This window comes from Nitrospira sp. (assembly GCA_024760545.1).
GTDB lineage: Bacteria > Nitrospirota > Nitrospiria > Nitrospirales > Nitrospiraceae > Nitrospira_D.
In genome coordinates this window covers 522,143-543,079 of sequence record CP060501.1, presented here as the reverse complement: position 1 = coordinate 543,079, position 20,937 = coordinate 522,143, and the positions used below count along the sequence as shown (strand labels likewise).

General features: G+C 55.1%; 18 protein-coding genes. 9 read left to right on the top strand and 9 right to left on the bottom strand.

Features of this window, described 5'->3' with window-relative positions:
- The first annotated feature begins 70 nt into the window (after window positions 1–70).
- A complete protein-coding gene (locus tag H8K03_02550) occupies window positions 71–559 on the top strand; it encodes a VOC family protein (GenBank protein UVT20820.1) in 489 nt (162 codons plus the stop codon).
- A 49-nt stretch (window positions 560–608) separates the two neighbouring features.
- On the opposite strand, the gene H8K03_02545 is transcribed toward H8K03_02550, so the two are convergent.
- Window positions 609–1,553 (bottom strand): PilZ domain-containing protein, encoded by a 945-nt coding sequence (locus H8K03_02545; GenBank protein ID UVT20819.1) that lies wholly within the window; start codon window positions 1,551–1,553, stop codon window positions 609–611.
- Between the two features lie 586 nt (window positions 1,554–2,139).
- Here H8K03_02545 and H8K03_02540 point away from each other — a divergent pair.
- The 3 genes from H8K03_02540 (at window position 2,140) to H8K03_02530 (ending at window position 5,985) form a co-directional block, all read left to right on the top strand.
- Complete coding sequence (locus H8K03_02540; GenBank protein UVT20818.1) at window positions 2,140–2,535, top strand: hypothetical protein; 396 nt, start codon at window positions 2,140–2,142, stop codon at window positions 2,533–2,535.
- A 1,257-nt stretch (window positions 2,536–3,792) separates the two neighbouring features.
- The gene (locus H8K03_02535) at window positions 3,793–4,341 is read left to right on the top strand and encodes a Slp family lipoprotein (GenBank protein ID UVT20817.1); all 549 of its coding nucleotides are present in this window, start codon (window positions 3,793–3,795) and stop codon (window positions 4,339–4,341) included.
- A 936-nt stretch (window positions 4,342–5,277) separates the two neighbouring features.
- Entirely contained in the window at window positions 5,278–5,985 is a 708-nt protein-coding gene (locus H8K03_02530; protein ID UVT20816.1) for an outer membrane beta-barrel protein, read from the top strand.
- A gap of 226 nt (window positions 5,986–6,211) precedes the next feature.
- Here H8K03_02530 and H8K03_02525 read toward each other — a convergent pair whose 3' ends face one another.
- The 6 genes from H8K03_02525 to H8K03_02500 all read right to left on the bottom strand — a co-directional run bounded on the left by H8K03_02525 (window position 6,212) and on the right by H8K03_02500 (window position 12,306).
- A complete protein-coding gene (locus H8K03_02525) occupies window positions 6,212–6,580 on the bottom strand; it encodes a DUF4160 domain-containing protein (protein UVT20815.1) in 369 nt (122 codons plus the stop codon).
- Window positions 6,581–6,678: 98 nt separating this feature from the next.
- On the bottom strand, window positions 6,679–7,524 hold the full coding sequence (locus H8K03_02520) for a hypothetical protein (protein ID UVT20814.1): 846 nt from the start codon (window positions 7,522–7,524) through the stop codon (window positions 6,679–6,681).
- A gap of 69 nt (window positions 7,525–7,593) precedes the next feature.
- Complete coding sequence (locus tag H8K03_02515; protein ID UVT20813.1) at window positions 7,594–8,139, bottom strand: hypothetical protein; 546 nt, start codon at window positions 8,137–8,139, stop codon at window positions 7,594–7,596.
- A complete protein-coding gene (locus H8K03_02510) occupies window positions 8,132–8,683 on the bottom strand; it encodes a hypothetical protein (protein ID UVT20812.1) in 552 nt (183 codons plus the stop codon). The genes H8K03_02515 and H8K03_02510 overlap by 8 nt, the downstream gene beginning before the upstream one ends.
- Window positions 8,684–9,084: 401 nt before the next feature.
- Window positions 9,085–9,648: a GAF domain-containing protein gene (locus H8K03_02505; GenBank protein UVT20811.1), complete on the bottom strand. Its 564-nt coding sequence runs from the start codon at window positions 9,646–9,648 to the stop codon at window positions 9,085–9,087.
- A 144-nt stretch (window positions 9,649–9,792) separates the two neighbouring features.
- Window positions 9,793–12,306, bottom strand: coding sequence for a response regulator (locus H8K03_02500; protein ID UVT20810.1), 2,514 nt, complete (start codon window positions 12,304–12,306; stop codon window positions 9,793–9,795).
- 822 nt (window positions 12,307–13,128) lie between these two features.
- On the opposite strand from H8K03_02500, the gene H8K03_02495 reads away from it, so the two are divergent.
- Together H8K03_02495 and H8K03_02490 are read left to right on the top strand one after the other, a co-directional pair.
- On the top strand, window positions 13,129–15,027 hold the full coding sequence (locus H8K03_02495; GenBank protein ID UVT20809.1) for a radical SAM protein: 1,899 nt from the start codon (window positions 13,129–13,131) through the stop codon (window positions 15,025–15,027).
- A 19-nt stretch (window positions 15,028–15,046) separates the two neighbouring features.
- The gene (locus tag H8K03_02490) at window positions 15,047–16,996 is read left to right on the top strand and encodes a radical SAM protein (GenBank protein ID UVT20808.1); all 1,950 of its coding nucleotides are present in this window, start codon (window positions 15,047–15,049) and stop codon (window positions 16,994–16,996) included.
- A 3-nt stretch (window positions 16,997–16,999) separates the two neighbouring features.
- Here the strand turns inward: H8K03_02490 and H8K03_02485 are convergent, their stop codons facing one another.
- Window positions 17,000–17,254, bottom strand: a complete 255-nt coding sequence (locus tag H8K03_02485) for a hypothetical protein (GenBank protein ID UVT20807.1) — start codon at window positions 17,252–17,254, stop codon at window positions 17,000–17,002.
- A gap of 131 nt (window positions 17,255–17,385) precedes the next feature.
- Between H8K03_02485 and H8K03_02480 the strand changes: the two genes are divergently transcribed.
- The 3 genes from H8K03_02480 to H8K03_02470 all read left to right on the top strand — a co-directional run bounded on the left by H8K03_02480 (window position 17,386) and on the right by H8K03_02470 (window position 20,169).
- Complete coding sequence (locus H8K03_02480; protein UVT20806.1) at window positions 17,386–18,315, top strand: PhzF family phenazine biosynthesis protein; 930 nt, start codon at window positions 17,386–17,388, stop codon at window positions 18,313–18,315.
- Between the two features lie 200 nt (window positions 18,316–18,515).
- Window positions 18,516–19,544, top strand: a complete 1,029-nt coding sequence (locus H8K03_02475; protein ID UVT20805.1) for a zinc-binding dehydrogenase — start codon at window positions 18,516–18,518, stop codon at window positions 19,542–19,544.
- A 190-nt stretch (window positions 19,545–19,734) separates the two neighbouring features.
- Complete coding sequence (locus H8K03_02470) at window positions 19,735–20,169, top strand: CBS domain-containing protein (GenBank protein ID UVT20804.1); 435 nt, start codon at window positions 19,735–19,737, stop codon at window positions 20,167–20,169.
- A 210-nt stretch (window positions 20,170–20,379) separates the two neighbouring features.
- Here the strand turns inward: H8K03_02470 and H8K03_02465 are convergent, their stop codons facing one another.
- On the bottom strand, window positions 20,380–20,892 hold the full coding sequence (locus tag H8K03_02465) for a MogA/MoaB family molybdenum cofactor biosynthesis protein (GenBank protein ID UVT20803.1): 513 nt from the start codon (window positions 20,890–20,892) through the stop codon (window positions 20,380–20,382).
- Window positions 20,893–20,937 lie beyond the last annotated feature (45 nt).

Below are 20,937 nucleotides of genomic sequence, written 5' to 3'. Positions count from 1 at the left end.
GTAAGTGTTGCGGTAGTCCCACGCATACTTGTTGTACAGCAAACCCCACGGAAAGGAGACCGACCCCGATATGCCGATCCCGAAGATTCCGATGGCCACGTGTCTCTGGTTCGACAAGAATGCCGAAGAGGCGGCGAAGTTCTACGCCACGACCTTCCCCAACAGCCACGTCACCGCAGTCAACAAGTCCCCAGCCGACTACCACAACGGCAAGGCGGGCGATGTACTGACGGTGGAGTTCACCGTATTGGGTCAGCCGTTCGTCGGCTTGAACGGTGGTCCCGACTGTGCCTTTAATCAGGCCGTGTCGTTTCAGGTATTTACTGACACCCAGGAGGAGACGGACCGCTACTGGGACGCGATCGTCAACAACGACGGACAAGCCATCGCCTGCAGCTGGTGCAAAGACAAATTTGGGCTCAGCTGGCAAATCGTACCGCGCGTACTAATAGAGGCCATGACTGGCGCGGACAAGGCCTCAGCCAAGCGCGTGATGGAGGCGATGATGGAGATGGTCAAGATCGACATCGCTCAGATCGAGGCCGCCCGGCGCGGATAACGTAGGGGCTTACGCGTGAACGGCGCCGACCCCACATCCTTTTCTGCGATCAGAAGGGTTTCGGCCTGTACCCGTGATCGTGGCCTGACTCGTCCGCATGGCGGCTCCGCTCGCGCAGTTCCCGTTCGGCCTCCACACGGCGCCGCTCCGCCACAATCATTCGGTCGAGCTCGGCAATGTGCTGCTCGGCGAACGCTTGGACAGTCTGTCGTTCGTCTGTGAGCCAGCGCGTCAGCGACTCCTTCCTAACCCGCCAGGCTTCCGCCAGTCCGAATTCACCGGAGACCACGCCGGGGCTATTGATGCAATTCCGGACTCCGCCCATTGTGCGATCGTCATGTGGAAATCGCGACACAATTTCTTTCAAGACACCGTCGGTGGATGTCGAACCAAGATAGTTCTGGAGAAGCGCCAGAGCGAACTCTGCCTCCGTGTCGCCGCCGGCGTTGACCAACTCGCCGAGCGCAGCCGCGAACTCGGGCGTGCAGGTGGGGAACGCTCTGTTGAGCAGGCTCCCGCCTCGAAAGCGGAATTCCGCCCGGTCTTGAGCGAACCACGCCAGTCCCTTGCTGACGGCGAGTTCAGGATCTTTGGACAGCACGGCTTCCAGCCCTTGGAACTCAAACGGCACCGGCTCGGCCTGTTCGCCGTCGCCGTCCTCAGACGTCCTCGCGAACCGAGCGGTCATCACGTCGTCGAGTCGCTGCCGTTCGGTCTCTCTCATGCGAACAAACGCCAGCCCGGCGGTGTCCTCGTTCGCCCACTGCACATCAGCCCCATCGATCATCAGCGCCCACTCCAAGCCGGGGACCGCGATGCGCAGCTCCAACGAGAGGCCGGGCAACATAAGGAGCTGGCTCTCCAGCCGGCACCCGCTCGTTGAGAGATCGAGAATGGTGCCTGTCCCTTCGGACTGTACGGAGCCCGACACCATGGCGCGCAATTGCACACAAATTCTGGGCGCAGTCCGCTGATCCTCTGCCTTCAGATTCATGACTAATCGGCCCTCCGTCTTCTCATCACTAGGACCCGTCACTCACCCCTCAGAAAGAGATAGGGGGAGAGGGTATTTGTTCTTGCACCCTGATTGATCCCGTGCGCGTTGTTCGTTCAGGGACACATTATCCCGCGTCGGGATGTCCACCGGCAACAGCCCTTCGAACGAAATAAGGACGAGGCATGCCGTAGCTTCTCACGAAGTCGATGCATCGCTGTTAAGAAAAGACTCCCGACCCCTTCTCATAAGTCTACAAAATCTCATCAATTTCCATTTTGGTCTGTTCTGGGTCCCAGTGGACTACACAGCAGACGATAGTATGAGTCTGAGGATGACCGCTTGATTACGGATACTCCCTGCTGTAGCTTTGTCGCAAATGCCAGGTGCCCTTACTGCGGCAGATAGGGTTATCATCGACGTACGCGGTCACGGTAAGGAATCAATTACAGATACGGTTGGACAACACGATAAAAAGCTGAAGGTGATCATCAAAGGGCAGTAATCATTATCGACTGGTAACAACAGCTGCATCTGTGGTGGTTTGAAGACCAACAGAAGGTGTGTGAGTCGCTCAGGAGGCTCGATGGGAAGGCGCATCTTCGTTCTCCGTCTCCTCCGTAGCAGGCGTCCGATAGCGACCCACAATGCCATCCTTTTTCTGCTCACCGCGTCAATACTTCTTGTCAACCTGAGTGAGGCCTCGGCCAGCAGTCTCTTCGAACAGTGCCGTGACAAATTGGCCCAGGCACGACATCTCGGGCTCCTCGCCGATTTTGAGTGGAAGCCCCCCAGAACTCCGAAGGTCGTCGTTGGGAGGGAATTCTTTAGGATTCCGTTCGAGGCAAAGAAAGAACTAGTGGAGACAGTCAACTGTTATGTGGTGAAGGGAAGACGCGGTTACGTAAATTTTCCCATACTCGAATGGATAAATCACCGCACGATCGGCGAGTGGAGAGACGGCCATCTGAGAATTTCCTGACTAGAACCTAGATGCTACTGAAGGACAGTCTCCATGAAATGCGACATCTGTAACGAAGAAGACGTTGCTTCGAAAAGCCATGCAGTAAGGATGTCCGATAAGGAACATCATATAAAACATTTCGAGTGCGCGAATGGTCATAAATGGCATTTCATCTATGGTGCCAGGAGATTCATTCCCTGCGATTGCTCAAACTAAGCCATCACCAGGCGAAATAACAAATGGTCCCGAGTCTTTGCTTAGGAGCCCTTCGGTCGTCCACGTGACCGTAACGTGGATTCCATCCAAACCGTGTCGCCATGCGCTTTTACGTCTCGGGCGCGGGCGGCCCATGTCCATTTATTAGTGTCTGGTAGTTCGGCGACAGGATTTGAACCTCCGACATCCTGCTTCCCTAGCAGGATGATCTATTACCGGATTCCTTCCCCATCTTCTGTGGATAACCATGTGAACAAGTTACTGGATTCGGCATCGAACAAGGCCTATAGCGTGCGTATTTATCAGATTGCTCATTTTTTAGGCATATGCCCTCGCCAGACAGAACCCCAAGGAATAGAGGTTTCGAGATAGGATTTCGTTCCTTTTTGCATATTCCTAGACATATTTCCCTTGACATAAATTGATGACCATCCCCCGTGGCCTTAGTGCTGCAACCATTCCAAAGGCTCTCCACAGGATTAAGACTTACCTGTGGATTATGACATACCGCATGAACAGCTGGTTTTGTTTCTGTCAAGGGCTTTGGGCCAGGAAAACGGCTCTATTATGGCTAGCCCGAATGCCGGATTCATGATTTCGTCGTGTGGTTGGTCCTCACAGGTTTCTGCGAGGAGTTCTTGACACATCGCGGCGTAACGTTCGGGAGAGGTATTCAAACCTTGCGCAAGGTGGATTTGTTTGTGATTAGCATCGTGCTCGAACCAGCGTATACGGAGACATCGATGCATGCTCAGTACAGAAGGTGCGCTGGTGAACAGCCCCGCATCTATATTTCCGCGCAGAGCCGTTCAAAACGCAACATCAAGGTCCAATTCTTCCCGAGCGTCGGCCAGATGAACATTGATACAACTCTTACGTATTGCTCAGATTTTCCTATCTAAGTGATTCCGAACTGCAGAGGAAGTGCCCCGGCTTCCTACAGCATGGCACTTAACATGCTTTCCAACCTCTCATCATATGGATGCGCTGTCCGTCTTGCCTATGCGAATTTTATGTGTGGTGTAGATTTCTTCAGGCCTTACACAAAGGAGATTCACCATGCGTCTCATCGTACTTTTTGCGATAGGGGTATGGGTAGCGGCCTGCACGACCCCACCAGTCTTTCCTCTAGAGATTATGAAGGGTGTCGAAATGAATACCTTCGACGTCAAGGCTTGGAAAAACCAGGCTTCATCCCTATCCAGCGCCAACCTCGTTGCTCACAAAGTGGAATTGGGGGGGCAAATTATGAGGATCATTCCGAAATCAGATGGTGTGGTCCTTCTGGTCATGGAGGAGCCTTTCGAGAAATATCGTGCGTATGGCCCCGTGAGTGCTGAACCGGTAGACTCATTCATCTATGCGATTGCCTTCAAAGGCTTCCCAGAGGCCTCGATGTTGCGGACAGGTAATAAACTCGTCGTGGTAGGAACGACAGACAAAGCCAGCACAGAAATGATCGCCGGAGTTCCGACCGTTCTGCCACACCTCAATGCGCAATGTCTGCACATCTGGAGTATTAATCAAGCTGAACTTCAGAGGTTTCCATATGGAGACATGCCATCGAAAACCGTTCGGGCAGAAGAAACCTTCTGTGACGAAGGCTAAGGTAGGTTACAGTCCATCGGTGGCTGCAAGAAGAATTGCTGTTGAGATGCAGGGCTACAATCGGGAAAGGAGCCGATCCTAAGCGTATCTCTACCCCACTACTGCGGGGCGGGGGATTTGAACCCCCGACATCCTGCGCCCACAGCAGGCGTGCTACCGGGCAGCGTTACCTCTGGAGTTTCCGCCTAGCCCCATGCACCCATAGCCCAATTGATAGAGGACTAGGCTACAGATCTGGGGGGTTACAGGTGCAAATGCCGCTCCGGGGATCAGCGATGATCGTCAAGTTGTCATCGTCTATATTGCCGTCTCGTGGAATGGTGGGTTCGAGGCTCTGCGCAAGAAGGACAATGTTTGATCGAAGATCCGAAGCTTTAGTGCTTTTGGATTCGTGAGGGTTCTCGTTCCTGCACGTGTCGCGAGGTGCTAAACTACAAGACCTGACCTCACGGTTAATTCGCTGTATCAACATCACCGTGTCCTTTCGCATGTCGGCACTGCACCGACGATCTGAGCAGCGTGCGATGCTGCACCGGTCGCGTTGTGTGTTCCCGCACAATGCACGCCAAGAGACAAGGTTCCAATTACTGATGACCTATGAAATAGCCAGTAATTACGTATAGTGCATTGTGTTTCTTCCGATTGCTGAAACGCACCATCGGTGTCCTCGTGGATGGCATTTGGTTTGCTCTCCCTGTCATCTGCGCTCAGATGTCTGTCTCGGTAGCACATATCCCATGGTGTAATGATACCTAGGCTGTGTTAATTGGGTGGACGTATGCCTTTCCAGCCTGTTCTTCCTCTGCAGAGGACATGTCTCAGACCCACCCCTGACAAGCAAGCTGCTCAAGGCAGACCAGACACAGTGCCTTCCTTCGATGACTGAGTGGTCAGGGGAGTTCTCGCCAGTGGAACCGCGGGTGAAAGGAGAGAACCATGATGAGTCGGTTGCATGTTGTCATTGGTGCCTATTCGTTTACGATTGCGATGTCTGTGTTTGCGCTCTTCAGCCACCCCGCCCAAGCTGAGTGGTATCTAGCTGGGCAGGGGGGAGTTGCCTTTGGAGGCAACTTGAAACAACTTGACGAGGTGCCGGCCTCTGGCGCAGGAGCCGTTCAGTACTCAAATCTCGCGCTTCATGCATCGCCTCTGTATGGAGGCAAGGTCGGATATTATTTCGACGACCCGGCGTGGCGATGGCTGGGATTCGAGATGGAGGCGTACACATCGACCCAGCATATTAAGCAGCAGGGTCTTGAGGTTACTCAACGAGGAGTTCCCCCTTCCTCCCAGGTGATCTCTGATAAAACCGGCCGAGTCACCACCTGGGCCCCGATTAGTATGATGGTTCGATACCAGATCGGTCCGGTAGAGCCGTATTTTGGCGTGGGATTGTCACTCTCTTTTCTCCACTTCCATGACGCCGCCACTGATACAACGACATCCAGCAACGCGAACGTGGGCTTTATTGGGAAGGCAGGGCTGCGATGGAGGGTGACGGAGCATCTTGCCGTGTTCGGGGAGTGGAAATACAATCAATTCAGTTTCAGTTTTGACCAGTTCCTTCTCGGTTCAGCCTCCAGTGGGGGAGATGGACGTTACGGGTCACACATCGCAGTCGGCGGCATCGGCTGGCATTTTTAGGCGATTGCGAACAGCGATTATAGTATCGCTATCTGACAGGACAAAAGCGGGCTTTTGCATTTCCTCGGATGAAGACCTTCCTCCTGCCCTTGAAATTGAGACTACCTCTACGGCAAAGTCCTGGCCTGCTGCCGCAGTGAGGACGCCTGTGTGCTTTTGGATTTCATGAGGGCTCTTGTTCCTGCGCCTGTCGCGAGGTGCTAAATTACAAGACGTGACCCCCTGTTTACGTGTCGTACTCACGATATTCGCCCACCGGACAGTCTGATGGTCTAGTACGGTTCCAGACTTGTATAAGACAGGTTTTGTGTACCTTATGCCAAGCACGGATGTTTCGTTCCCACTTATCTAGTCCTCCATTCAATTTTCTGCAGTCCTTGATCGTAAAGTTTGCTGTTTCACCAGCATAGCGAACTCGGAAGTGCGGTGGCGGATGTTCGTTTGAAAAAATTTCGATTCTTAAGCCATTAAGATGATCAACTAGCTCTTCCCCTAAAAGGCGTTGACCTTGATCGTTTTGGAGAGGTCCTTGCTGGAAATCAGAAGCGAGGGATTCTGCCAGTTCGGTTGCTTCAACTACCCATTCGTTAACCATATTCTTTTAACTATTAGATCAAGGAACCTCGTCGGTGAGAATGAGATTTTGTCCCGAAAGACTTTAGAATACCGCTACTGTTTCTCATTGACTCGTAACTACCGTCGTCCAGCTAAGATGGCCAGCAGATTTACAACTGAAGCTGTTGCTTCAGCGCACAATGCCGCAGTCCGAAAGTTTGCAGTCCGCATATGCTGCAATGCCAGAGCAAGTTTAAGAGCGGCCTTGGCATGTGCCCGGGATTCCTCATTGGCGCTTCCGAACAATTCTCGCTCGAAAACTGCCTCCAACATACGCTTGGCGTCCGTTGCGCTAGGTGCAATCCCATCAATTGTTGGGTGTAAATTCGCGTTGTAGACTGTTTGGGCAGCTGTTATAAGAACTTCTCGGCAAAGCAAGCCAACCGTTTGGAAGTGTTCCTCAGAGACAGCAGTATCTAGCCGAAGCCGAACTTCCTGAAACTGGCCATCGACCTTTTGCCATCCCGTGGGCTCTTCAAATATCTCAGTTCGTGCTCCAATACGGCCCGCAATAAACACAGGCTTTCCTGAATTAGGTCTTGCTTCTTTGATTTGCCATCCGTCAGCTCGAAGATGGGAGTTGTATGCTTCAACCAAGCTTCTTGCCTGCGCAATCTCTGGTCTGACGACGGGGTGTACTGTTTCACAAAGAAACTTCAAGAAATCATTGTCTTCTACCCATAAAAGATTAAAGCGAGAATCATAGAATACCCAATCATTGTCCCAGTCTCTCCAGTTGCTTCTATGTTGGCGGATGTCCCCAGCAGCATTTGCCATCCGTGTGTCTGTCGATGGCATATTGGAAAGATCGTACAGTCTAGCTAAGAAATCCTCCTCTGAGAGCCTGCCAGCCCAATCTGTGGATGGACCCGCTAAATAATCGAAAATCGCTCGACGTGTGACTTCTGAGATCTCGTTTGGCATGTGCCTAAGCCTTTGCCATCATCGGGGTTTTAACGGGTATATCGTGGCCATATTTCTCTTTCGCCTCCATTAGGATACAAGCTTGCTAATTTTATTGAGCTTTCTCCTAAGCGCTGTTATTTCAGTCTTAAGGGGCCGAGCGAATGCCATTATGACGTATGCCCAGTCTTTATACCCTGGAGGAAGAGGGGGTAGCTGCTGTTGACCCTTGAGCATCCGGTTCGCAACATTAATCTGATGAGTTAGCCGTTCAAGGTATACTCGTGTTCCCTTGACCCATTCATCTGGGACTACAAGATCCTGAACTTTAACTTTTTTGATCTTTAGGAATGGTCCATATATCTGTTCAAGCTCGGAGAGGCGTCGCAGATCAATTTGAAATGATCCAGATCGCCTTCCTTTTATGGTGAGACGGCTCCTCGTCAGGTCATCATGAAGGCGAGTTACGTTTGGCTTTGGGAAATCCTCGTCATGGAGGTCGTTTGCAAGGTCAAAAGCGGTTCGCTCTTCGAACTCTTGAGTTTGACGGTAGTACCATAATAAGGCTATTGCTCTGTCTGCATGCGATAGATTTAGAGAGGCAATACTCTTGGAAAAGGTTGGGCGGTCAACCATTGGAGTTCCCCGCCAGCACCTCCTTCATGTATCTAACTCCTCGTCGCGATAACTTGTAGCGGACGGGCTTGCCCTTGACTTTTACCTTATCGCCAATGACATATTTTGAACCCGTGCCAGATAAGGCGCGTGAGGCATTCGGTTGGGAGATAGGAATGCCCAAGTCAGTAGTGATCCTATTTATATCGCCAGATGTTAACCAAAATTCGTTACTAAGGTATTCATGGACTATATAAAGCGGGAGGAGCGTTCGATCCACTTGTGCAGTCCGATCTAGAATCTGTTTTTCGATCGCCTCCGCCTCGTCACAGTCCTTGGCAAGTGTGACGATTTGATTCAGGTCGAAACCAGCATCAGTTGCTTTCTCTTCTGGCAGTTTTATGGCCGCCTTGTGAACTCCAAGGCGGTGTCTTTCGCTCACCGCAGGTTTATCAGATGGCAATGGATTTTCGCTGTACAGTTGTAGAAGTTGTTTTACTTCTTCGGGAGTCCCCTCAAGAGTTACCGAGGGTCCATTTGGAATCTTTAAAAATGCTTTTGCCATTGCTAGCCTCGATTACGTAGGTGAAAAGATGCTACGATCCTCTTCGCCAATCTAACAACGGTTTGAATTCCTACGCCGAGCGTGACTGAAAATCAACAATATTTAATGGATAATCCCAGTAATAACTCCTATAAGGCGTGTATTCTTTGTCTACTCTGCCGTCTCACGGATGTCTCTGACCTTGGTTGGTCATCCCCCCTACCTCTGGCTTCCAGCCTCGTATGAGGGCTTTCATCGAGCCTAACTCATTGGAATCTAAAGGCGGTCTTGAGAATCTGATCTGAGCGGGTGATGAGATTCAGCTTCACTGCCGGATCTGGGAGGCTACCGGTTGGTGCAGTAGAGGGGAGAGGTGCTCTCCAGGAACGTCATCGGAAAGCGACCCTATGTCAGGGATGTAGTTAAAGGAGACTCGGCCAGGCTTTGGCCAGGACGAGTGCTGCTGCAGCGGCTAGATGCTCAACGCCCGTCTTTTCTTCCTGGGTAGGGGTGCGGTGGTCGCGGAAATACGTCCCAAAGGTGCCGAGGATGGTTCCGGCCACGGATTTGATCGGCATGCTCCAGGCACCCATGAAGCCCAGTGACAACGGCAGGTGACGCAGTTCGGCCCACTTATCGTCGGCCCGAAAGTCGGGGGTCTCGATGACGCATCCCGTTGCCGCTGCAGCCGCGCACGTGCCGACTCCGATGTCAGGTTTCAACCGATCGATTGCGGTGAGATAATCTGCCGGAAGGCTGGGTGACGCGCCGTTTCTGAGCAAACCGTCCTTATCAATCACCAAAATCGACACCGACGATCCGGGACCAGCCAAGACTTCTCCGGCCTTCGCAAGACGGGTCAGTATCTCCTGGCTCGGCGTGCCGGCCTCCAACATCTGCTGCACATGGGTAGTTGCCGCCAAGATGAATGCATTATTTTGCGTTTCGGGGAGGGGAGAAACGGTAGATGATTCTTGTGTGTGCATCGACTGCCTTCCATCAACCCTGAGCGGATACGGGCATCATTCTACCGCGTGGCCTCCGCGTCCGCAATGGTAAGGGTTGGGCTCTTCTCGATCATACGCCTCTCATCGCCCGTCATCCGAGTGCCGGACAGGCAACGGGGCTATCTATTTTCCGGATGTCTTTGGGCCGGAGTTATCCGGCACCCATTTTTTGATGGTTGCGGTGAGATCTTCTTTTTTGACGGGCTTGCTCAGAAAGTCGTCCATGTCGGCATCCAAACACTTTTGGTGATCTTCCTTCATGGCATTTGCGGTGAGGGCCACGATCGGAACTCTCCGGCGTTTGCGGTCTCGTTCCTCCTTACGAATCACCGCCGTCGCTTCAAATCCATCCAGCTCAGGCATTTGGCAATCCATTAAGATCAGCGCGTAGTCGATCCGGGACACCGCCTCGACGGCTTCGAGCCCGTTGGCCACGACGTCGGTTCGATACCCGAGTTTTTCCAATTGGCAGGCCGCCACTTTCTGGTTCACGATATTATCGTCCGCCACCAGAATCCGTGCTTTCTCGGCCACCTCGGCTTCCTTGAGCACATGCCGCGTCAGCAGCACATCGTGGGACCGGCTTCGTGTGCCGTCCTCTCCTCCATCGGGGGCCGAGTTGACCGGCAGGTCGATGATGGCGGACAGGCACTCGTAGAGATGTGCGCGATGCACCGGCTTCGTCAGGTAGGCGACGATCCCAGCTTCCTTGGCGCGTTCCGCCTGCCCTCGCATGCCGATCGAGGTCAATAGCACGAGACGGGTCGAGGCCAGGGCCGGGTCGGCGTTGATCGCGCGCGCGAGTTCGAACCCATCCATGCCCGGCATGAACAGGTCGAGGACTGCGATCTCGAAGGCCTCTCCTTTCGCCGCAGCGTCTCTAAGGATCGCCAAGGCTTGAGCACCGTCCGAAGCGCTGACGCTCTGTAGCCCCCATTCCAGGGCATAGTGTTCGAGGATACGCCGGGCGGCGGCATTGTCGTCGACGATACACAGGCGTCGTCCCAGGAGGGAACCCTTGAGCATCGGCCGGTGCAGAGGCTGTGCCGGTTGTTTGTCCAATCTCACGGTAAAACGGAAGGTGCTGCCATGGCCGGGTTGGCTGTCGAATCCGATCGTCCCGCCCATTTGTTCCACGAGCTGTTCGCAGATGGCCAGACCCAGGCCGGTCCCGCCGAACTTGCGAGTGGTCGAAGTATCTGCCTGGGAGAACGGCTTGAACAGCATCGTCCGGATCTCCGAAGCTATGCCGATTCCTGTGTCGGACACGGCGAACTGTATCATGGCTTGCTGCGCGGTCTCTGTGCCACGGGTCACGTGAATCATGACCTCTCCCAGCTGCGTAAACTTCAGCGCATTGGAGATTAGATTGACGAGCACTTGGCGCAACCGGCCTGGGTCTCCGCGAAGCGCCGTGGGCACATCCGCATGAACCAGGCACCCAAACTCCAATCCTTTACTCTGCGCCGGTCTGGCAAAGAGGTCTAAGGCTTCTTCGATCATGGTTCGCAGATCAAAATCGATCATCTCCAAGGTCAACTTGCCCGCTTCGAATTTTGAAAAATCCAGGATGTCATTGATGATATCGAGCAGAGAATCACTGGATCGCCGCACGGTCTCGGCGTAGTCGTGTTGCTGAGTCGTCAAATCCGTATCGAGCAAGAGTCCGGTCATTCCGATGATGCCGTTCAGGGGCGTGCGGATTTCATGGCTGATGACGGCCAGGAACGCCGACTTCGCTCGCGCGGCCGCCTGGGCATCGAGTAATGCCTTGTCAAGGCGCGCCGACTGCTCACGAACGGTGCGCTCATAGACATCGATCAACTGGTCGAGCACCAGTGTTTCCGAGCGCAGCTGATCGGCGGTCGGTGCGGCCGGGGGATGCGGAAGCCTCGCCGCCGGAGAGGGGTGGGAAAAAATGGCTCCCGGCCGATCAAACGGAAGCAAGGCCACCTTCGCGGCCAGCGCGCAAGGCTTGAACAGCCCCGCGGTTTCCTCAGGGATGCAGCTTCTGCTGAACAGAATCAGGGCAAACAACTCTCCCGAAGGCAGCAGCCCCCCAAACCCGAGCACAGATTGAATACCGAACGGAATGACAAAATTGTCCTTCGCCGGAATGTAGGGACTTCCGGCCGCATCGGACACATGGAAGACGTTGTACGTTTTCTGCTCAGCCGCGAGGAGCATGCTCGGCGTCGGCCGGAGGACACAGTTCACATCGACTCCCAGCTGATTGATGAGCTGCGAGATCATGGGAATAGTGGTGAGAACCTGTTCGCTCGGCAGCGGAATGACTTGATGGCCTCTCGACAGGTGTCTCGCATTCCACTCCGGTTCGTCCCCGACGGTTCCCAACAGGACGAGGCACTTATGCGCAGCAGATTCCTGGATGTTCCCGAGCATCCGCCGTGCGCGCATTTGCAAGTCAGTATCCAGCCTGCCGAACGGCTGCGTGATGAACAACCGCACCAGTGCGCAAGAACGCTGCGCGGTTCCTTTGATCAGAAAGCGGTCGTAGAAGTGGCGAACCATTCGACCTGCGGCTTCTTCCATGCTTGTGGCCCCGCCGCCGATTTTGCGCAGCATGGTGAGATTGTCCGTCAGTTCCGATAGCGTGAAGTTGGTCAGGCTAAACATGCTTACCCTCGCTGTGGTGATGTGCTTCACATGGGCAAGCGACGAGCTTTCCTTCAGACACGAGCCGTCCTCGTGGCGCTGGAGTAGTTGTTCGTCGCCATGAGAGGGGGATGATGTCGGCGGTAGCTATGGCACAGGAGGAGGTCGATGCTTCCGAAGGGTGCGGCAACGGGCAACTGTGACATAGACTCGTTCAACAGTTGCGCCCTAATATGTGTTGATACGACAGCATCGCCAAAAAGCTGGAGATGGGGCGCACATTGCCACTGTTGGCTCGAGAAGTAAAGAGAGAAACCTCCCGGAGGCAGCCAGGATATTGACAATTTGGGTGGTGCCGATTCGGGCGAATTTCTTCTCCGCTCTCTTTTTCTATACGGGGTAGTCAGGTGCTTTCCTTGTTGCGCGCATTGACCGAACACCTCCCGAAATCTAAAAGTCTGACCCGCTCTTGTGTGCGCGGTCAGCGAGCGGAGGAAAGTACCTGACTGCCCCGTGCGTGACCACGCGGCTAGATTTGCAAAGCCAATCTGATTCCGCAAATCTTCCTTTCTCTTTAAGGAGTGGTCAGATGGTCCCTTCTCCACATCCTTTTCTCTCAGCGCTTTTGGGTGGTGCCGATCCGGGTGCCTGTTCGCCGTAGCGTAAGGGACCCATTGGGGGATGGGTGGAGCGAGGACGAACGGGCTGGATCGGCGACAGGACCCAAAAGCGCCACTCCCACCCTTGCATATCAATCTCGAGCCCCCGTACAATATCGTTTTCGGGCCTAACTCATTGGCTTTCCAGTCGTTTGAGCAATTTGACGAGGACAGATAGGCCGGGATGAAAGTCGAGTATTCCAAGGGGAACCGGGCGTCGAAGGAGCTGATTCAGCTCCACCGCAGGAGCTCTTTCGAGGCCAGCGGCCGGAAGATGAAGGTCATGCTGATCTTCCCGCCGGACTGGTATCCTTCCGAACCCTATCTCAGCCTTCCCTCACTCACCTCCGTCCTCCGCCAAGCCGGCCACACGGTCATCCAAAAAGACATCAATTGTGAGATGTGGGACTGGTACTTCAGCGAGGATTTTCTAAAGAAGATTCTGCGCAAGGTGCCACAGCAATTGGATCGGCTCCGCAAGCTGGCGAAGAAGCGCGATCTCGCTGAGTGGGAGATGGATGTGCAGCTCGCGCTCTGCGATGTGTCGCGCCCGCGGATGGAAAAATTGATCCGTGATGCGGCGGAAGCGAAGCATATTGTAAGAAATGAGAAGTTCTACGATATCGATAAGTTAGAATGGGCACTTCAAGTCTTTCGGGAGATCGCATCGATCGCCTCTTTAGTCTATGCTCCGGCGCGGATCTGCATGCCGCCGATGGAGACGGATCTGTCGTACAAGCCGTACGTCTCGGCCGAGGTGATGGATGCGGTGCGGGATGAACAGGTTAACGTGTACCGGGACGTGTTCGACCATTTGGTCAAGCCGGTGATCCAGGCCGAGCAGCCGGACGTGGTCGGCATCTCGATCGTGCTGCAGCAGCAGATGTTTTCGTCGATGACCTTCTGCGCTCTCATCAAACAGCACTTCCCTCACATCCACATCACGATCGGCGGCAATACGGTGACGCGCCTGCGCGACGTGCTGCCTCAGTCACCTCTCTTTCACTACTTCGACAGCGCCGTGGTCTATGAAGGGGAGACGGCGTTCACCCAACTGGTGGAAGCGGTCGGCGCCAAGCAGAGTTTGGCCGATGTGCCGAACACGATCTATAAGGACGAGACGGGCGTTCATGTGTCCGCGATGAGTTATGCGGAAGATATGGCCGCGCTGCCGCCGCCGGACTTCGACGGATTGCCGCTCGAAAAGTATTTCGTTCCCACCCGTGTGTTGCCCTATCTGGCGACGCGGGGGTGTTACTGGGGGCGATGCGAGTTCTGCGACCATGGCGAGGGCTACACCGCAGGCTATCGCTCGAAGAAGATCCAGGACATACTCGCCGACATCACCTATCTGCGCGACAAGTACGGCGTCAAACATTTCCATTTCACCGACGAGTCCTATCCGCCCGCGCTGTTTCGCAAGCTCTCGCGAGGATTGGTCGAGAGCAACATGGACATCTTCTGGACGACGCACATGCGGTTCGAGAAGAGTCTGTTGGAAGACGCCGTTTGGCAGGATGCGAAGGAGTCGGGCTGCCGCTATCTGCATTTCGGTTACGAGTCGGGAGTCGAGCGGGTCTTGCAGCTGATGGACAAGGCGACGACGGCGGAGGTCATGACGAAGCACCTCAAGCTCACGGCGGAGGCGGGGATCTGGAATCACTGCATGGGCTTCTTCGGGTTTCCCGGCGAGACGAAGGAGGAAGCCTGGCAGTCGGTGCAATTCCTCGAACAGAACAAGGACCATGTCCATTCGCTGGGGTTCGGGACATTCGATTTGGGCCGGCATAATCCAGTGGCCAAACACCCGGAGAAGTGGGGCGTGACGGCATACAAAAATCCGGATTGGGATCTCGCGCTGGATTACTACTATACGGTGAAGAACGGGATGAGCATCGAAGAGGCGGAGCGGGTGTTCGAGCAGTTCGAACGCAACCATAATCCCGGCTGGGATTTGCGCCTTTATATTCGGGAGTACATCTTTCTCTATATCTCAAGATTTGGTTTAGGAAAGCTTCACGATCTGCAGTATCGATCGGTGAAGACGGTTGGCGTGACGCCGACGCTCGCCGGAAAAATGTGAGCAGAATGAAAGCTGAGTCATGAGCGGACTTGTTCAAATCAGCGGATTAACTCCAATCAAGCAAGAAGAGCGCAAGACCTCCAAGGTCATGCTCATTTTTCCGCCCGAGTGGGTGCCGACGGCGCCATATCTCGCCCTGCCTTCGCTCACCGCTGTCTTGCGCGAGGCCGGTCATACGGTCATCCAGCGCGATATCAACATCGGGATGTGGGATCACTTTTTCAGCATGGAGTTTCTGATTTGGGTGAAGGCTCGATTGGGCATGCAGCTGAAGGCCCTGCAAGAGAAAGAGAAGGCGGGAGCTCTGACCGAGCGGGACATCAGTCAGATGGCGGTCATCGAGCAGGCCTATATCCTCGACGTTTTCGATCTGGCGGATCGAGCCGAGGATGCCAAGCGGATCGTACGCGGCGAGCGTTTCTATGAGGCCGAGACGCTGGAAGGGGCGCTCAATACGTTTCGCGAGACGATGGCCTATATCTCCGCGGCCTACTATCCCGCTTCGCTCGTGTTTTATCCGATGGAAAGCAATCTCGGATATCGCCCCGGTGTCTCGAAGGAAGTGTTTGCCTGTTTGGAAGACGAGCAGGTGAACGTCTATCGGGATCTCTGCAATCAGCTGGTCATGCCGGACGTGGCGAGGGAGCAGCCGGATGTGGTCGGGATTTCCATCGGAACACAGATGCAGCTGTTGGCCGGTCTGACCTTCGGCAAGATGATCAAAGAAACCTTCCCGCACGTGCACGTGGTGGTCGGCGGCAACATCATCACCCGGCTGCACGAAGATCTCGTCAATCACGAGAGATTTTTCACTGAAGTCTTTGATTCAGCTATTCTTTATGAAGGTGAGCATGCATTGTTGTGGCTCATCGAAGCGTTGAACGGTCAGCGGCTGCTCGCTTCCGTCCCCAACTTGATCTATCGCGATGCGTCAGGTCTTCACCGCAATCCGGAGATCTACACCGAGAAGACGGCTGCGCTGCCGTTACCGGATTTTGATGGGATGCCGCTGGATCGCTACTTCGTTCCGGAACTCATCATTCCCTACTTGGCGACACGCGGCTGCTACTGGGGCCGCTGTACGTTCTGCGACCATGGCCAGGGGTATTTCGATCAGTACCGCGGAATACCGGCCCAACTGGTGATCGATCAGATCAAGGCGCTGCGCGACAAGTACCATTGCCGGCACTTTTTGTTCAGCGATGAGTCCTATCCGCCCGCCTTGTTCAAGAAGGTCTCGCAGCTATTAGTCGACCAAGACGTCGGGATCAAGTGGACGACGCTCATTCGCTTTGAAGAAACACTTCAAGATCAAGCGACCTGGGACCTCGCGGCCAAGGCCGGTTGCTGCACGCTCTATTATGGGATGGAGTCGGCGAACGAGCGGGTCTTGAACCTCATGGACAAGCATGCCAAGAAGAGTGTCATCCAGCGTAATCTCGTGATGGCGGCGCAGGCCGGAATTTGGAACCATGTGATGGCCTTCTACGGATTCCCTGGTGAAACGCTCGAGGAGGCGATGGAAACCCGCGGGTTCGTCCTAGAGAACCAGCCGGTGATCCACTCCCTGGAACTGTTTTACTTCGTCGCCTATCGCCACACGCCGATGGTGCGGCGCCCGGAACAATTCGGCATGACGATTCACAAGCAGGAAGAGTACGATCTCCCGTTGGACTACTACTATACGTTGAATGACCCGAGCACGCTGTCGTGTCTCGACGCGATGCAGCTCTGTGAAGAATTTTATAAGCACGATTTTCATCCCTGGGCCGTACGCGTGAACTCGCGCGAGCACGTGTTTCTCTATATCTCGAAGTTCGGGACGAACCGGTTGCCGCAAATCTATGCGCGGCAGGCACAACCGGTCGGTTCGCCCGAAGGGGTATCAGGGTTGATTACTTGGCCGGTGGCCCATTCGCAAGGGGACGAAGGGATGTCGCGCGTCACAAGTCACGAGGTCGGCGGCTGAAGGCTACTGGGCGGTGGGTTCGTCATCCGGGACGAGGACAGCCGAGAGCAACGCGTAGGCGGCTTCAATTGTCCGAGTCATGGCTTCGGCTTTCTGAAACATCTGCATGTAGGTCTTAGGATTGTTGGTGAGGCCGGCATAGCGCGAAGGATTCCAGGTATACAGCTGCACACGTCTCGCCCGCTCCAGGTCTTCGGAGGTGATGGGGAAGGTGAGTTCCAGAACCTCCAGGGCGTGGGCGATGTCTTGTTCGGTCATGTGGTCCACGGGGCCGAGTCTGACAAAATTGGATTCGACCTGTCAAATCAGGCCGATAGTTTTTTTGTGTCGTCAGGATATCCGAAATGAACACCAAGGAGGGGAAACAGTGAACGGCTCCCGAAATGATCATGGCTGAAGAGCGGTCTCTCAAATTCTATCAGGCAGACGTCTTCACCGCTCAGCCGTTTGGGGGTAATCCTGTCGCCGTGTTTCCCGATGCGGACGGTCTGACCGACGATGAGCTGCAACAGATCGCGCGAGAGATGAATCTGTCTGAGACGGTGTTCGTCTTCCCGCCGACCGACCCGGCCGCGGTTGCGCGGTTGCGCATTTTCACCCCGACGCAGGAAATTCCGTTTGCCGGTCATCCGGTGTTGGGCACGTTTTACGTATTGGCCCATTTGAAGCGAATCCCAATGCAAGACGGCATCACGCGCGTGATGCAGGAATGTAACATCGGGCTGTTTCCCCTGGAATTGCACTCGGAGCAAGGCCGCGTGGTGCGAGTCATCATGTCGCAACCCAAGCCGGAATTTCTCGACCCCATCGATGCGATCGACGACGTGTATCTGGTCGGAAGTGCCCTCGGCTTGCCGAAGCACGTGATTGTCGACACCAAATGGCCGATCCAAGTCGTATCGACCGGGTTGCCGGTCTTGATCGTGCCGGTGCGTACGTTGACGGCCGTACGGTCGATCAATCCCGATGCGTCGGCCATCATCAACATCTGCGAGCGTTTCGGCGCCAACGGCATCCTGGTCTTCACGACGGTGACGGTGGAATCGTTCGCCTCCGTCCACGCGAGAATGTTTGCGCCGAAGATCGGAATCCTGGAGGACCCCGCCACCGGGAGCGCCGGCGGAGCACTGGGCGCCTATCTGGTTCAGAACGGCGTGGTGGAAGTCGGACCCACCACGGACGTGCTCATCGAGCAAGGGTATGAGATCGATCGGCCTTCCAGGATTCTTGTGCAGGTGAAGTCGGATGACGAGGTCATCCAGGGCGTGAGGGTGGGCGGTCAGTGTGTGATGGTGGTGGAGGGGACATTGAAGTTTTGAAACGGCAGGCCGAGCCTATTTAGAGAGGCCGGTATGGTTGTCCTCCTGCTCGCCGAACGCGGCACACAAGTTCCATTTATATATGTAAGTCAAGGGCGGTGCTCGTTCAACGCGCGCAATCGAGGATCAATCATACCGTCCTCGGTGCGTTCGACCGTCCCGTGGTTTCAAAACTTCATGTAAGAGGAGGGTGTGGAGAGATGAAGGCTGTGGTGTTTCGCGAGCATGGTGGAGCGGACAAGCTTTCGTATGACGAGCTGCCGATGCCGAAGATCGGGCCGCAGGAAGTTTTGATTCGGGTACAGGCTTGCGCGCTGAACCATCTCGACATCTGGGTGAGACAGGGAAGTCCTGCCTATACCGTTCCCTTCCCACATGTTCTTGGTTCCGATGTCTCCGGAACGGTCGAAGAAATAGGAGCCCAAGTCGAAGGGGTCGCTCGCGGGGCACGGGTCTTTGTGTCGCCCGGCATGAGTTGCTGGAGATGCGAGTATTGCCTGGCAGGCCGCGACAATATGTGCCGGACTTATGGGCTTCTTGGAGCCATGAGGCACGGCGGGTATGCAGAGTATGTCGCGGTTCCGTTTCAGAATGTGCTGCCGATACCCGAGAATCTGTCGTTTCAGCAAGCCGCCGCGTTCCCGCTGGTCTCGGTGACGGCCTCGCATATGCTGTTCGCATTGGCGGGACTTCAGCATGGGGAAACCATTCTCGTGATGGGAGCGGGGAGCGGTGTCGGCATGATGGCCGTGCAGCTGGCGAAGCTGGCCGGAGCGCGAGTGCTGACGACGGTCGGGAGCGATGACAAGATTCCCAAGGCCGTGATTTTGGGAGCCGATGCTGTGATTCATCATGGCAAGGAGAATGTGGCGGAACGAGTCCGGCTGCTGACGGAAGGCCGGGGCGTCGATGTCGTCGTCGAACACATCGGACCGGAGGTATGGAACACCTGTGTCGAATCCCTCGCCAAAGGCGGGCGATTAGTTACGTGTGGCGCAACGACCGGTGGCGAGGTTACGTTGAATCTGCGCTACGTCTATTCCCGCCAGTTGACCATCAAGGGCTCCTATATGGGAACGCGGGCGGAGCTGGTGAAAGCCGCGGAGCTCATGGGGCAAGGGCGGTTGATTTCCGTGATCGATCGTACGTTTCCGCTCCCGGAGGCTCGTGCCGCGCAAGAGCTGATGGCCAGCCGGAAGTTTTTCGGCAAGATCGTGCTGGTCTGCTAAGTTTCGATTGTCGGGTCACGGCACCTGTCTCGCTATGCCAACCAGAATCTTGTGACGAACATTCTGCCATGAGTGTAAACAGCCTCGCACGTGTCTGACCATTCGTGATAATCTACGCTCGATTGAACGATACCGGAGTGCGAATGTCGGCAATCCATCGCGATACGATGAATCTAATAGGGAGGAATGAATGGCTACCGTGAGTCAGATTGCGAACAAGCGTCCAAAGTCCATCGGGCCGAAGACCTCGATCGCCAGCGCGGCCAAGACGATGCTACGGGCGCGTCTAGGATCGCTGCTGGTCAAAAAGGGCAAGAAATTGGTGGGAATCGTGACGGATACCGATATCGTGCGGAGGGCCGTGGCAACCGGGAAGCCGCTGGGAAAACTTACCGTCGAGAAGATCATGACGGCTCCGATTTGCACGATCGAGGGGAGTCAATCGGTCGATGACGCGCAGGACATGATGGCGGACTTGGGCGTGCGCCATCTCGGCGTCACCAAGAACGGCGAGATCTCCGGCGTCGTCTCCGTGCGCGACCTGCTGCTGCACTATAAGCGCTACGCGCAATCGAAGATTTCGACGGACGTGACGTACGACGAACCGAAGATTACTCAGGACTAACGGACACTGAAAACGGCCACCAACTTTGTTCTCAGTCGTGTGTGTCCTTGCGACGTACCCTACCGGGAGAGAGTTGATCTGGCAGCTCGGGGCGGGAGGGTGAGAAGAATACGCCTCAGTCTTCACACTCCTTGCGGCCTCGGGGATAACCGTTTTGAGCGTCCTTCCTCGCTAAGGTGCGTTTCAAACGGGCAGCTGTTGATTGTCAGGCTATTTCGCGAGCTGCTGCAGCAGGTGGCCAAGCTCTGGAAGAATGAGCTTTTCCATCGCCAGGCGGACGGCATTCTCCGAGCCGGGGATGGAGAAGAGCACGCGGCCCTTGACGATGCCGGCGAGGGCGCGGGTCATGATCGCCGGCGAACCGATCTCCTGATACGTCAGATAGCGGAAGATTTCACCGAATCCATCCAACCGCTTCTCCAACATTTCGGCGGCCGCTTCGTAGGTCGAATCACGCCGTGAGATTCCCGTGCCGCCGTTGATGATGATCGCCTGGACTGCATCATTCACCGTCCCTTGGGCGATTCGAAACTGAATCTGTCCCGGCTCGTCCTTGACGATGTGATAGGCGACGACGGTATGGCCGTGTCCTTCGAGCAGTTTGTGAATCAGCCGGCCGCTGGTGTCGGTGTCCGGCGTGCGGGTATCGCTGCTCGTGATCACCATGGCCCCGATGGATCCAGGTGCTTGGGCTTTGTGTTCGTGATGGGTGGGATCACTCATATCGTGTGCGCTATGATGAACATGCAGGAATGCCGGGTGATAAAT

Coding starts and splice junctions, on each gene's coding strand:
- H8K03_02515 (UVT20813.1), bottom strand. CDS start 8,139: ATGGTTGACCGCCCAACCTTTTCCAAGAGTATTGCCTCTCTAAATCTA.
- H8K03_02480 (UVT20806.1), top strand. CDS start 17,386: ATGGCTGAAGAGCGGTCTCTCAAATTCTATCAGGCAGACGTCTTCACC.
- H8K03_02545 (UVT20819.1), bottom strand. CDS start 1,553: ATGAATCTGAAGGCAGAGGATCAGCGGACTGCGCCCAGAATTTGTGTG.
- H8K03_02495 (UVT20809.1), top strand. CDS start 13,129: ATGAAAGTCGAGTATTCCAAGGGGAACCGGGCGTCGAAGGAGCTGATT.
- H8K03_02535 (UVT20817.1), top strand. CDS start 3,793: ATGCGTCTCATCGTACTTTTTGCGATAGGGGTATGGGTAGCGGCCTGC.
- H8K03_02510 (UVT20812.1), bottom strand. CDS start 8,683: ATGGCAAAAGCATTTTTAAAGATTCCAAATGGACCCTCGGTAACTCTT.
- H8K03_02465 (UVT20803.1), bottom strand. CDS start 20,892: ATGAGTGATCCCACCCATCACGAACACAAAGCCCAAGCACCTGGATCC.
- H8K03_02490 (UVT20808.1), top strand. CDS start 15,047: ATGAGCGGACTTGTTCAAATCAGCGGATTAACTCCAATCAAGCAAGAA.
- H8K03_02505 (UVT20811.1), bottom strand. CDS start 9,648: ATGCACACACAAGAATCATCTACCGTTTCTCCCCTCCCCGAAACGCAA.
- H8K03_02520 (UVT20814.1), bottom strand. CDS start 7,524: ATGCCAAACGAGATCTCAGAAGTCACACGTCGAGCGATTTTCGATTAT.
- H8K03_02530 (UVT20816.1), top strand. CDS start 5,278: ATGATGAGTCGGTTGCATGTTGTCATTGGTGCCTATTCGTTTACGATT.
- H8K03_02470 (UVT20804.1), top strand. CDS start 19,735: ATGGCTACCGTGAGTCAGATTGCGAACAAGCGTCCAAAGTCCATCGGG.
- H8K03_02540 (UVT20818.1), top strand. CDS start 2,140: ATGGGAAGGCGCATCTTCGTTCTCCGTCTCCTCCGTAGCAGGCGTCCG.
- H8K03_02485 (UVT20807.1), bottom strand. CDS start 17,254: ATGACCGAACAAGACATCGCCCACGCCCTGGAGGTTCTGGAACTCACC.
- H8K03_02500 (UVT20810.1), bottom strand. CDS start 12,306: ATGTTTAGCCTGACCAACTTCACGCTATCGGAACTGACGGACAATCTC.
- H8K03_02475 (UVT20805.1), top strand. CDS start 18,516: ATGAAGGCTGTGGTGTTTCGCGAGCATGGTGGAGCGGACAAGCTTTCG.
- H8K03_02550 (UVT20820.1), top strand. CDS start 71: ATGCCGATCCCGAAGATTCCGATGGCCACGTGTCTCTGGTTCGACAAG.
- H8K03_02525 (UVT20815.1), bottom strand. CDS start 6,580: ATGGTTAACGAATGGGTAGTTGAAGCAACCGAACTGGCAGAATCCCTC.